This window comes from Cupriavidus basilensis, assembly GCF_029335485.1.
GTDB lineage: Bacteria > Pseudomonadota > Gammaproteobacteria > Burkholderiales > Burkholderiaceae > Cupriavidus > Cupriavidus basilensis_E.
In genome coordinates, this window is record NZ_JARJLM010000088.1 from 1 (window position 1) to 12,063 (window position 12,063).

General features: G+C 66.4%; 13 protein-coding genes. 7 read left to right on the plus strand and 6 right to left on the minus strand.

Annotated elements, in window-relative coordinates; all coding sequences use genetic code 11:
• Window positions 1-1,100: CaiB/BaiF CoA transferase family protein (locus P3W85_RS04920; RefSeq protein WP_276263944.1), on the minus strand; the 1,100-nt coding region annotated here is incomplete at its 3' end.
• A gap of 328 nt (window positions 1,101-1,428) precedes the next feature.
• On the opposite strand from P3W85_RS04920, the gene P3W85_RS04925 reads away from it, so the two are divergent.
• The gene (locus P3W85_RS04925; RefSeq protein WP_017225550.1) at window positions 1,429-1,854 is read left to right on the plus strand and encodes a phasin family protein; all 426 of its coding nucleotides are present in this window, start codon (window positions 1,429-1,431) and stop codon (window positions 1,852-1,854) included.
• A 164-nt stretch (window positions 1,855-2,018) separates the two neighbouring features.
• On the plus strand, window positions 2,019-2,165 hold the full coding sequence (locus P3W85_RS04930) for a DUF3096 domain-containing protein (protein WP_017225549.1): 147 nt from the start codon (window positions 2,019-2,021) through the stop codon (window positions 2,163-2,165).
• Between the two features lie 119 nt (window positions 2,166-2,284).
• Here the strand turns inward: P3W85_RS04930 and phaP are convergent, their stop codons facing one another.
• The 4 genes from phaP to P3W85_RS04950 form a co-directional block, all read right to left on the minus strand.
• Window positions 2,285-2,851 (minus strand): TIGR01841 family phasin, encoded by a 567-nt coding sequence (phaP, locus tag P3W85_RS04935; RefSeq protein WP_017225548.1) that lies wholly within the window; start codon window positions 2,849-2,851, stop codon window positions 2,285-2,287.
• Window positions 2,852-3,323: 472 nt separating this feature from the next.
• On the minus strand, window positions 3,324-5,000 hold the full coding sequence (locus P3W85_RS04940; RefSeq protein ID WP_276263945.1) for an AMP-binding protein: 1,677 nt from the start codon (window positions 4,998-5,000) through the stop codon (window positions 3,324-3,326).
• Between the two features lie 161 nt (window positions 5,001-5,161).
• Window positions 5,162-5,803, minus strand: a complete 642-nt coding sequence (locus P3W85_RS04945; RefSeq protein ID WP_346430239.1) for an SH3 domain-containing protein — start codon at window positions 5,801-5,803, stop codon at window positions 5,162-5,164.
• Between the two features lie 191 nt (window positions 5,804-5,994).
• Window positions 5,995-6,162 (minus strand): hypothetical protein, encoded by a 168-nt coding sequence (locus P3W85_RS04950; RefSeq protein WP_017225545.1) that lies wholly within the window; start codon window positions 6,160-6,162, stop codon window positions 5,995-5,997.
• A gap of 202 nt (window positions 6,163-6,364) precedes the next feature.
• On the opposite strand from P3W85_RS04950, the gene P3W85_RS04955 reads away from it, so the two are divergent.
• The 4 genes from P3W85_RS04955 (at window position 6,365) to P3W85_RS04970 (ending at window position 9,357) form a co-directional block, all read left to right on the plus strand.
• Complete coding sequence (locus P3W85_RS04955) at window positions 6,365-6,919, plus strand: YbhB/YbcL family Raf kinase inhibitor-like protein (RefSeq protein WP_017225544.1); 555 nt, start codon at window positions 6,365-6,367, stop codon at window positions 6,917-6,919.
• Window positions 6,909-7,223 carry a hypothetical protein gene (locus P3W85_RS04960; protein ID WP_276263946.1) on the plus strand — a complete coding sequence of 105 codons (315 nt, stop codon included), beginning with the start codon at window positions 6,909-6,911 and terminating at the stop codon, window positions 7,221-7,223. Before P3W85_RS04955 ends, P3W85_RS04960 begins: the two co-directional genes overlap by 11 nt.
• A gap of 130 nt (window positions 7,224-7,353) precedes the next feature.
• Complete coding sequence (purT, locus tag P3W85_RS04965) at window positions 7,354-8,559, plus strand: formate-dependent phosphoribosylglycinamide formyltransferase (protein ID WP_276263947.1); 1,206 nt, start codon at window positions 7,354-7,356, stop codon at window positions 8,557-8,559.
• A gap of 102 nt (window positions 8,560-8,661) precedes the next feature.
• On the plus strand, window positions 8,662-9,357 hold the full coding sequence (locus tag P3W85_RS04970; RefSeq protein WP_276263948.1) for an aspartate/glutamate racemase family protein: 696 nt from the start codon (window positions 8,662-8,664) through the stop codon (window positions 9,355-9,357).
• A 29-nt stretch (window positions 9,358-9,386) separates the two neighbouring features.
• On the opposite strand, the gene P3W85_RS04975 is transcribed toward P3W85_RS04970, so the two are convergent.
• Entirely contained in the window at window positions 9,387-10,967 is a 1,581-nt protein-coding gene (locus tag P3W85_RS04975) for an MFS transporter (protein ID WP_276263949.1), read from the minus strand.
• A 257-nt stretch (window positions 10,968-11,224) separates the two neighbouring features.
• On the opposite strand from P3W85_RS04975, the gene P3W85_RS04980 reads away from it, so the two are divergent.
• Window positions 11,225-12,063: LysR family transcriptional regulator (locus P3W85_RS04980; protein ID WP_276263950.1), on the plus strand; the 839-nt coding region annotated here is incomplete at its 3' end.

Sequence of the window (12,063 nt, forward strand, 5' to 3'; positions counted from 1 at the left end):
ATCATCGGCACGCGCCCAAGCACCGGGTGCTCTGCCTCCTGCACCAGCTGGCGGTGCTTGACCTGCGGATGCGCGAACACGTCTTCCATCGAATGGATCGGCCCCCACGGCACGCCGGCCGCATCGAAGGCCTGCGTCCAGCTCTGCCGGTCGCGGGTGGGGAAGAGATCGGCCAGTATCCCGCGCAGCGCCGGAAGATTGGCAATGCGCCCGGAATTGCTGGCATAGCGTGGGTCGGCCGCCAGCGCGCCAAGCCCGGCCACTTCGCAAAAGCGGGCGAACTGCGCATCGTTGCCGATGGCCAGGATCAGGTAGCCGTCCGCGCAGCGGAACACTTCGTATGGGGCGCAGTTGGGATGGGCATTGCCGCTGCGTTGGGGCGCCTTGCCTGACACCAGGTAGTTGGCCGCCTGGTTGGCGTTGAGCGCCACGGCAACGTCGAGCAGGGCGATGTCCAGGTACTCGCCCTGCCCGGTGGCATGCCGCCGCAGCAAGGCGGCCAGTACCGCCGAGGTGGCGTACATGCCGGTGGTCAGGTCCACCACGGCCACCCCGGTGCGCAGCGGGCCGGCGCCCGGCTCGCCATCGGGATGCCCCGTGTAGCTCATCAGCCCGCCCATGCCCTGGAACACGTAGTCATAGCCGGGCTTGCCGGCCATCGGGCCGCTCTGGCCGAAGCCGGTGATCGACAGGTAGACGAGGCGCGGGTTGAGCGCCTTGAGCGTTTCGTAGTCGAGCCCGTAGCGGCGCAGCGTGCCGACCTTGTAGTTCTCCACCAGCACGTCCGCTTCCAGCGCGAGTTGCCGGATTTGCGCGGCGCCCTCTGGCGTGGCGTAGTCGATGGCGACGGACTGCTTGCCGCGGTTGCAGCAGATGAAGTAAGCGGACAAGCGGTCCTTGCCTTCGCCTTCGATGCTGTCTTCGTTGCCGGCCGCTTGCAGATAGGGCGGTCCCCAGCCACGCGTATCGTCGCCGAACCCGGGGCGTTCCACCTTGGTGACGGCAGCGCCGAGGTCGGCGAGATTCTGCGTGCACCAGGGGCCGGCCAGTATCCGGGACAAATCCAGCACCTTGATGCCGGCCAGGGCCTGATGAAGCATGAGTTCTCCGCAAGACTGAATTGAAATCGAGTGTGCGGGCGAGTGTATCGGCGGGCCCCTGGCCGGGCCAGTTCAGAGTTTTGAAAGAGGCGTTCGCGGAATTCGAAGAGGCCGCGCAGCAGGCCGGGCAGGTCTGAGTGCATTCCCGGACGCTCGCGCGGCGCCGGTGCCGCTTTCCTTTCCTTGCGCCGTGCGGCACGCGCTACACTTAGGCTACCGCGTCAGCGATCGAACAACGCCACCCGGGCGGGCCTGGCGCGGACTTGTTTCCTGACTCAGTTTCCTGACTCAGTTTCCTGACTCACTACCCCCAGCGAGGAGATGCATCATGGCCAATCCGGCAAATCCGTTCACCGATTTCAGCAAGCTGCTCGAGCAGTACAAGCTTCCCGGCGTCGATATGAGCTCCGTGATCGAAGCCCGGCGCAAGGATATCGAAGCCATCGCGGAGGCCAACAAGGTCGCCTACGAGGGCATGCAGGCGCTGGTGCAGAAGCAGACGGAAATCCTCAGCAAGACCATGCAGGAAATCCAGGCCGCGGCCACGCAGATGAGCGCGGGCGGCAATCCGGCCGAGGCCATGGCCAAGCAGGGCGAGTTCGTGCAGCAGGGCTTGCAGCAGGCATTCAACAATATGCGCGAACTGGCGGAGATGGCGCAGAAGTCGCAAGCCGAGGCGCTGGCGGTGATCACCAAGCGCGCGGAGCAGAACATCGAAGAGGCGAAGAACCTGCTGAAGGGGAAAGGCAAGTAAGCGCAAGCGACAGGCTTGTCGAGGCCGCCACGCCTGTTGCGGGCGGCTTCGCCAGCAGGGATGGGGGCGCACCTCGATCACGCCCGATTCCGGCGAGCCGCGCCGCGTTGCCATGCCGTTGCGCCCAGCCTGGCGCTCGGCTCTGCGTTGAGGAAGGAGCCATCATGGTGGCCATCTCGAACGTCAGCCCGCTGATCTCGTTGATCGCGGGTATCCTGATCCTGGTCATGCCCCGGCTGCTGAACTACATCGTCGCGCTCTACCTGATCGTGATCGGCCTGCTCGGGCTGTTCGGCGGGCATCTGCGCTAAGGCTGCCTGGTGTCGTAGCGGCGCACGCGCTACGCGGTTTTCCTGCGCAGCGCGGGGGGCCGCGCTGCGCAGAGGCGCTTTTGATTTCTGCCGCCCTTTCTTTTTTCTACGTCGCTCTCTTACTGCTTGGCGGCAGTGCCTGCGCGGCGGGCGTTCTGCTGAACCGCGCCATTGGCTACCGCGGCCGAGGCCTCGAGGTTGGACTTGACGGTTTCGGCAGCCTGCCTGGTGGCCTTCTGCACCGAGTCATAGGTATTGTTGGCGGCAGCCACCGTCGATTGCAGCAGGGCGGTCAGTGCTTCCGATCCTGCCGGCGCATTCTTCACGAAGGTATCGACGAAGTTCTGCACGCTGCGGTTGTGCTGTTCGTACTGCGCTTCCACCGTCTTGGAGAGTTCGGCCTGCGTGTTCGAGGCGATCTCGTAGACTTGGCGGGCATAGGCCAGTGCTTTCTCCGCAGCCGGCTGTGCGAGCTTGCCCGGCACGGAAATCGCGTCCTGCAAGCCATTCCCGGACAAGGCGGCCTGGATGCTGTCCTGGCTTTCGGCAAGCGCCGATCTGGCCGCCTGCAGGTTCAGTTCGGCCAGTTTCTGGAAACCGTCGAAGGCCGTATTCGTCAGCGCGAACAGGTTGGCGACGTGGGCCTTCTGAGCTTCGGCAAACTGGTCGGACGAAAAAGCGAACATGCGTGTTCTCCTGTGAATCGCCCGTCCATATGCCGGCATGCACGAAATGTGGCGTCGCCGTAATCCGGGTCGATTGTCTGGTTCGAAAGGGGAACGGTGCCTGCAATTGCGCAGTGCACCATCCAAGGGCTGATTCTATGGGGCCTTATTTGGATAGCCTCTAGGGAAAAACCCGGACAAAAGCCGATCCATGCTGTTGCTGTGCAGCAAAGAATACATTTGGATTCCCTCTTGCGAGGGGGTGCCGAATACGGCATGGCGGCCGGCGTGGCAAGCCCAGGATCCACAGCTCGCCGATGTCGCTGATGCCGCCGTCGACGATGATCCCGATGCCAGCGACAAACCCGGCTCAGGCCGACGAGAGGTGCAGCACGGTTGCCGCGATTTCCAGCGAAGGGAGAGAGCAGGGCGAAGAAAGCGGGACGAAAAAAAGCGCTGCCTTGCAGCGCCACTGGGATGCCATACCGCGCGGTCAGGCCGCCGGCCGGCCCGGCAACGCCGGCACCCCTGCCTCGCGCAGTTTCGCCACCTCCTGGTTGCGCAGGATGAAACGCTGGACCTTGCCGCTGGGGGTCTTCGGCAGCTCGGCCACGAATTCGATCTCGCGCGGATAGGCGTGCGCCGCCAGGCGATTGCGCACATGCAATCGCAGCGCTTCGGCCAGTTCGGGGCTTGCCTGGTATTGCGGGGCGAGCACCACGAAGGCCTTGATCAGTTCGGTGCGCTCCGGATCGGGCTTGCCGATGACCGCGGTCTCGATCACGGCAGGATGCTCGATCAGTGCGCTTTCCACGTCGAACGGCCCGACGCGATAGCCCGAGGTGGTGATCACGTCGTCGGCGCGGCCGATGAAGCTGATGCTGCCGTCCGGGTTCAGCTCGGCGGTATCGCCGGTCAGGTAGTACTTGCCGACGAAGGCCCTGGTCGTCGTACCGTGATAGCCGGGGAACCAGCACATGGGCGATTGCTCCAGGTCCAGCGCGAGCGTGCCCGGCTGGCCGGCCGGCAGTTCGCGGGCTTCGTCGTCCACCACCACCACGCGATGGCCCGGGCTGGCAAAGCCGGCCGCGCCGACGTGCACCGGATGGCGCAGCGCGTGATGGTTGCACAGCACCATGCCCGTTTCGGTCTGGCCGTAGTGATCGTGGATGGTGACATCGAGCTGATCGGCGAACCAGCGGATCACTTCCGGGTTGAGCGGCTCGCCGGCGCTGCTGACCGCGCGCAGCTTGCCGCGCAGGGGGCCCGCCACGTCTTTCCCGGCTGCGATCAGAAGCCGGTAAGCGGTGGGCGAGCCGGCCAGGTTGGTGATGCCGTACTTGTTGATGACGCGGCAGGTGCTCTCGATGCTGAACGGGCCGTCATAGAACGTGGTGGGATGGCCCAGTGCCAGCGGCCCGGTCACGGCGTAGTACAAGCCATAGGCCCAGCCCGGATCGGCCAGGTTCCAGAAAGCATCCTCCGGGCGCAGGTCGACCGCATCGCGCATATAGCCCGCGAACGCGGCGACGGCCTTGAGCGGCACGAACAAGGGCTTGGCCGGGCCGGTGGTGCCGGACGTGAACATCATCAGGAAGGGGTCGTCGCCCTTGCGCATGACCGGTTCGAACGCGCTGGCCTGGCGATCCAGCTCCGCCCAGAAACTGAAGTCGCCGCGCCGGATGCCACGGCCCTTGGCGCCTCCAACGGTCAGCACATCCGGGCAGTCTGCCACATCGTCCAGCTTGCTCCGGTTGGCGCCATCGGTGACCACCAGGCGTGCGCCCGACGCCTGCAGCCGGTGTTCGATGGCCTTGGGCCCGAAGGCGGTAAACAGCGGCTGGTACACCGCGCCGGCGCGCCAGGTGCCCAGGATGGTGGCCAGCAACTCCGGTGTGCGCGGCAGCAGGCCCGCCACCCGGTCGCCCGGCCCGATGCCCTGCGATTTCAGGAAGCTGGCGAACTGGGCCGAAAGCTTTTGCAGCTGCGCGAAGGTGTAGGTCTCGCTGGCGCCGTCGCGGCCCTCCCAGAACAGCGCGATGCGCCCGGGCAGCGCGTGGCGGTCGCAGCATTCGACGCAGGCGTTGATCGCATCGAGCTTGCCGCTCAAGCGCTCCGCGATCGCTGTCTCATAGGAAAAGCCGGCGATGGCATCGGCGTAGTCGCGCATGGTGGTCTCCTGGATCTCTTGTGTGAATGGCGGGCGTCCTTCTGCCTGGACGGCGTCTGGCAAAATTCTGAGGCAGGCTGGCGGAACCGGCAATGGCCGGATTTCTCAGCCTGGCTGAACCCGTTTGCCACTGCGTGCCCCGGGACACGTCGCCGCGCGCGCTATTGCCGGTCGCCGTGACCACCGCCGTGACCACCACCGTGACCACCACCACCGTGACCACCGCCATGGCTACCGCCGTGTCCACCGCCACCACGTTCACCGCCACCACGTTCACCACCGTTACCACCATGGCCCTGCTGCCAGCCGGGCGGGCGGCCGCCACTCCCGTGCGGTGGTCCGGGTGGACGCATATGACCGGACGGATATCCCGGGCCCGGCCTGTATGGCGGATGGTGCGCCCAGCGTGCCTGGTCGCGATACCAGGGCCGGCCACGGTAATAGTTATCCCAATAAGAGCCGATGGAGAACGTAATGATCGGCAGGCCGATCACGGTGCCATAGTTCAGGAGCGGGACATAGCCGCCTTGGTAAGGGTAGCTGAGCCGCCCGGCGTAAACCCAGCCGCGCAGATTGGGCAGTGCAACATCGCACCAGGTGTATTGGCTGATGCAACCCATTACCGTAAGGGGAACGCCAGCGGATAACTGCGCCACCACCGGGTAATCCGGTGCCGGCCCGGCTCGCAGGTTCACGGGGCCGGCAGTAATAGCCTGGGCCGCCTGCGCAAGCGCCACGCCGGGCAAAACCAGCAGGCCGGCAATGGCGGCGAGAATGCAATGCATGGCGGGTCGGCGCATCATGGCTTCCTGTCGGGCGTACCGATCGTATGCCTGCCGCAGTGCAGCACCGGCGGCCGCGCAAGGCGGGGCGCGATGGCAACGGGTGCCGGATGTGTGGTGCTTTGCATGGCGGCGCGCGCTGCTTGCGCGCCGATCTTACGTGTCGTGGCAGTACCGCGCCTGCTGCTGCCCGCAGCGCGTCTGGCCGCGGTTTATCCCACCACGTGCCACGGCGAGACGGAGAACGCCACCATCAGTACCGTCACGATGGCGGGGGCGCCGAATTTGATCGCGCGGGATTCGGCAAGTGTACCAAGCAAGACATAAAGGCCGATCAACACAATAGCGCACACGAAGACAAGGCTTTGATAATCTTGCATGGATGTCTCCTTTAGTCGTTATATTCTTAACGCTATATCTAATGACATCTTTCGTACGCAGTAAATGCCTTGGGCACGATCAAGCCCATGGTAAATCCGGAATCCCCGCGCTGGCAATCGGGAATGCCAGAGGGTATACGCGCACATTCGCTCGTGGGGCCCGCATACATTCCACTCATTTCCCTGGCGGAGGATAGTAATAATGAAAATCACCGGAACAATCGGCGCGCCGCTTGCCGGCGTATTGCTCTGCGCATGCCTCGGCGCCGCGCAGGCGGCGGGTATGCAGGTGTCGTCAGCATCCTTTGCCGATGGCGCTTCGATTCCGGTACTGCATGGCAACGATGCTTCCGATTGCGGGGGCAAGGGCGTGTCGCCGCAGGTGTCGTGGACGAATCTTCCCGCCGGCACCAGATCGGTGGCCGTGCTGCTGTCGGATCCCGATGGCGCGATGGGACTGGGCGTTTCGCACTGGGTTGCATACAACATCGCCGCCGAGCGCGGGCAGCTCAGGCAGGGCGAGGGCCAGACCGATGGCCACGGCGTTACCCTCGGCAAGAATGTCAGGGGCGGAATGGCCTATCACGGTCCCTGTCCACCGGTTGGCGATGTACCTCATCACTACACCCTGACCGTGGTCGCAACGGATATCGCACCCTCCGCGCTGCCGCCGGGGCTGACCAGGGAGGCGCTGATGGCGGCGCTAAAGGGACATGCACTCGGCGCGCAGAGTGTGATTGGCAGGTATGGCCGGTAAGCATGTCCTGTTCGCGGCCGCGGTACTCCTGGCCGGGTGCACCGGGCCGCTCGAGTTCTCGGCCGGCGGCGCCGATACCGTGTCGGCATCGAATCCCGACGCCCTCGACTTCGGGCCGATGGACCGCTCGATCGCGCAATGCAAGTCCATGTCGCAAAAGGCCGGCGCCGGCCGGTGCGCCAAGGTGCGGGCCTACGAAGCCTGCATGAAGGGCAGAGGCTACGTGACGCTGCTCGGGCCCGAAAACCCATCCGGCTGCGGCGAGCCGTCCTGGCAGCAGGACATCCGCAAGCTGCTGCGCTGAGGCTGCCTGGCGCGTTGCCGCCGGCAGCAGCGCCCAGGCGTCCCGGGCCCGCGTCCCGTGCTGCCTGGGCGCTCCCTTCCCGTCCACGTACAATCCCTGTTTTCACTTGATTTTCAGGCCCTGATTTCACATGACCACTATCGGCACCCCTCTTTCGCCTTCCGCGACCAAAGTCATGCTGCTGGGCTCCGGCGAACTCGGCAAGGAAGTCCTGATCGCGCTGCAGCGGCTCGGCGTTGAAACGATTGCGGTGGACCGCTACGAAAACGCCCCCGGCCAGCAGGTTGCCCACCATGCCCGCACCATCGCCATGAGCGATCCGGAGCAGCTCAAGGCGCTGATCGAAGCCGAGCAGCCGGACCTGGTGGTGCCGGAGATCGAGGCTATCGCCACGCCCATGCTGGAAGCGCTGGAAGCCGGCGGCGTGGTGCGCGTCATCCCCACCGCGCGCGCCGCGCGCCTGACGATGGATCGCGAAGGCATCCGCCGCCTGGCAGCGGAGACGCTGGGCGTGCCGACCAGCCCCTACAAGTTCTGCGATTCGCTGGATGAGCTGCAGGCTGCCATCGACGGCGGTATTGGCTACCCGTGCGTGGTCAAGCCGGTGATGAGCAGCTCCGGCAAGGGCCAGAGCAAGATCGACGGGCCCGAAGGCGTGAAGGCGGCGTGGGACCATGCCATGGCCGGCGGCCGCGTCAGCCACGGGCGGGTGATCGTGGAAGGCTTTATCGACTTCGACTATGAAATCACGTTGCTGACCGTGCGTGCGATCGGTGCCGGCGGACAGGTGGAAACGCAGTTCTGCGAGCCGATCGGCCACGTGCAGGTCAGCGGCGACTACGTGGAAAGCTGGCAGCCGCACCCCATGCATCCGGCCGCGCTGCGGACCGCCCAGGAGATCGCGCAGGCCGTCACCACCAACCTCGGCGGCCAGGGCCTTTTCGGGGTCGAACTGTTCGTCAAGGGCGAGCAGGTCTGGTTCAGCGAAGTCAGCCCTCGTCCTCACGACACCGGCATGGTGACCATGATCACCCAGTGGCAGAACGAGTTCGAGCTGCATGCCCGCGCCATTCTCGGCCTGCCGGTCAGCACAGCGCTCAAGAGCCCGGGTGCCAGCGCCGTGATCTACGGCGGGGTCGATGCCGAGGGCGTGGTGTTCGATGGCGTGGACCAGGCGCTGCGCGTACCGCAGACCGAACTGCGCCTGTTCGGCAAGCCGGAGAGCTTTGCCAAGCGCCGCATGGGCGTGGCGCTGGCGTACGACGCCGACGTGGAAACCGCCCGCGTGCGTGCCAAGGATGCGGCGGGGCGCGTCAAGCCGCGCGTTGCCGGCTGAGCCAGCGCCAACTTTTCTCCTTCCTTCCGGCGTGCGGCGGCGGCTACCCGACGCTGCTGCGCACGGCAGCCGTCTTCGGTGTATTGCATGGAGCCGTCCGTCATGACCCAGCACATCGGTATCGTTGCCTGCTCCGCGGAAGGCGCGGCGCTTTGCTATCGCACCATCTGCATGGAAGGCGCCCGCCTGCTCGGGCCGCACGCGCATCCCGAGATATCGATGCACACGCCGTCGCTTGCCGGATACGTCGAATGCCTGGACCGCGGCGACTGGCAGGGTGTAGGGGAGTTGATGCTCACCTCCGCCGGCAAGCTTGCCGGCATGGGCGCGGACTTCCTGATCTGCCCCGACAACACCATCCACCAGGCGTTACCGTATGTGGTGCCGCGTTCGCCGCTGCCGTGGCTGCATATTGCCGAGGTAGTTGCCGCTAGCGCGGTGGAGCGCGGTTTCACCTGCCTCGGGCTGACCGGCACGCGCTGGCTTGTCGACAGCGAGGTCTACCCGGAGAAACTCGCCGCGCGCGGGCTCCGCTATGTGCGGCCGGACAACGCCGGGCGCGATGAAATCAATCGCATCATCATGGACGAACTGGTCGGCGGCATCGCCACGGCGCAGGCGCTCGCTTGTTTTCAGCAGGTGATCGGACGGATGAAGGCGCAGGGCTGCGACGCCGTCGTGCTCGGCTGCACCGAGATTCCCCTGATCGTCAACGACGCGAACTCGCCGCTGCCTACGCTGGATTCCACGCGGCTGCTGGCACAGGCGGCGTTGCGGCGGGCGATGCATCGACAATGAAACCTGGCGGCGCTCAAGGGCAAGCGGCGTCAGCGGGCTAACGGCGCATCCGTTCCCACTGGCTGCCGCGCCGGCGCGTCTCTCATCAGCAGGTGGACGAAGACGGCGCTCAGCAGCGCCACCGCTGCGGCCACGCACAGGATCCAGATGAAGCCGCCCGCGAAGGCGTTGCGCGCAAGCGGCTCCAGCGTGCCGCGCAGGGGCGCGGCCAGGCCGGCCAGCGCGCCGGACAGGTCGCCGGCGACCACCCGGGGGACGATGCGGCTGGCCATCGCGGGCGCGAGTCCGGAAACCGTGGCGGACACTGCATCGGATATGCCGCCGGATACGCCGGCATGCTCGCGTAGCGCCGCGTCGAACAACGCCTGGGTGCGGTAGGCGAGCAGCCCCCCGAGCAGCCCGAACGACAGCACGATCGCGCTGAAGCGCGTGGTGGTGCTGATGCCCGAGGCCATGCCTGACCGTTCGCGCGGGATGCAGGCCATGATGTTCTTTTGCGTGTCGCCGTTGAGCAGGCCCGCGCCGCTGCCGGTGACGGCAATGGCCAGCGCGAAGGGGAGGTAGGCCATGGTGGCGGCCGCCCACGCGCTCAGCAGGTTGCCCAGCCCGACCAGCACCAGTCCCAGCACCAGCATGGAGGGGGGATCCAGCCGGTCCGACATGCGCACGCCGATGCGGGGAAAGACCAGCATGGTCAGCGCAAATGGCAGCATGGCGGCCCCGGAGGCGATGGCCGAGAAGCCGAGGCCGGTCTGCAGGTAGAGCGGGATCAGCGTCATCATCACCTGGGCGCAGCCGGCATAGGCCGCCATGCCCAGCAGGGCGCCGATCAGGCGCGGATTGCGAAACAGGGCGAGATCGACCATGGGGCGGCGCTGCACGCGCTCGGCGCCGATGAACAGCGCGAACAGCGCCATGCCGCCGGCCAGGCGCATCAGCGTGCGGGTATCGCTCCAGCCGATGCGGTTTGCCTCGATCAAGGCCCAGATCATCAGGAACAGGCTGCCGCAAAAGCACAGGCCGCCCCACGCATCGATGCGCGCCGCGCCCGCGTCCCGCGACTCCCGGATATGCCGCAGCACCATGGCGCCAAGCAGCGCGCCGACCGGCAGGTTCAGCAGGAATACCCACCGCCAGCCCAGGGTCTGGCTGATCACGCCGCCCAGGCCCGGCGCGACCAGCATGGCCATGCCCATGCAGGCTCCCCAGAAGGCCCACGCACGGGCGCGTTCCCGTTCATCGTGAAAGGCATGCGCGATGGTGGCCAGGGCCGAGGTCAGCAGCATGGCCGCGCCCACGCCCTTCGCCGCGCGCGCCAGGTTCAGCTGCAGGCTCGTGCCGGCGAGGCCGCAACCCAGCGAGGCCAGCATGAAGATGGCCAGGCCGGCCAGCAGCATCCGCTTGCGGCCGAATTTGTCGGCCAGGCTGCCGGCGGGCAGCAGGCCGCCGGCAAAGGTCAGCATATAGGCGCTCACCACCCATTCGATATCGGAGAAGGTGGCATGCAGGTCGCTGGCGATGCGGGGCAGGGTGACGGCCACGATATTGGTGTCGAGGACGATCAGGGCGCACGCGCCCGACGCGGTGAGCAGGGCTGCGCGTGAGTTCATGCCGCTCATGGCTGCCCCCGCTGCGCGCTGCGCCGGGGCTGTCCCGACGATATTGCCTGAACTGAAATAAAGCTTGATGCGCAGGAGCCGGCGGGCCCCTGGCGTGTGTCCATCTTGTACCGCATGTGGCGACTTCCTGTTGCTCGATGCGGCGTAGGATAAGGCTGGCGGGGCGCTGGCTTGTTGCGCAGGCTATGCTATTTTGTTGCTTCGTAGCTAACAAAGTCGAAGAATCGAAAGGACAGGACGATAAACCGATGGAACTGCGCCATTTCCGCTACTTCATCGCGGTAGCCCAGGATCTGCATTTCACCCGTGCGGCGGCCCGGCTGGGCATTTCCACGCCCACGCTCACCCGCCAGATCCAGGAGATGGAGGCGGGCCTCGGCATTCGCCTGCTGGAGCGCAACCAGCGCTCGGTCGCGCTGACGCCGGCCGGCGAGGTGCTGCTGGAGGAGGCGCAAGCGGTGGTCGCGCAGTTCGAAGCCGCGCAATTGCGCGCGCAGCGCGAGGCCCGCGGCGAGACCGGCAAGGTCCATGTGGGCTATGTCGCTTCGGCGGCGTACTCGGGCGTGCTCCAGCGCCAGGTCGCGGCATTCCGTGCGGCCTGCCCCGACGTGCAGCTGCTGGTGCGCGAGGAGCCCATGGGCAGCCTGCCGGAGCAGGTCAGGGACGGCCACGTCGACATCGCCTATATCCGTTCGCCGATGAGCCTGCCCGAGGGCGTGGAGGCGCTGCCGCTGGCGCCGGAGGGCTTTATCGTCGCGCTGCACGGCGATTCATGGCTGTGCGGCCTGCCCGAGATCCAGCCCTCGCATCTCAGGGCGGAAACCTTCATTCTTCCCGAGCAGGTGTCGGGCACGCTGTCCACCGCGGAGCAGGGCGGCTTCGTGCCCCGGCTCGGGCCGCAGCCCGGCGGGCTGGTGGCCGTGCTGACCCTGGTCTCGCTGGGCGAAGGCATTGCCATCGTCCCGAACACCGTGGCCGGCCATATCAGCCTGCCCAGCCTGGTCTACCGGGATGTCGCCGGCCTGGTGGTGACTTCGTATCTGTCGCTGATGTCCCGCAAGTACGAGAAGGCCGCGTCGATCCGGCG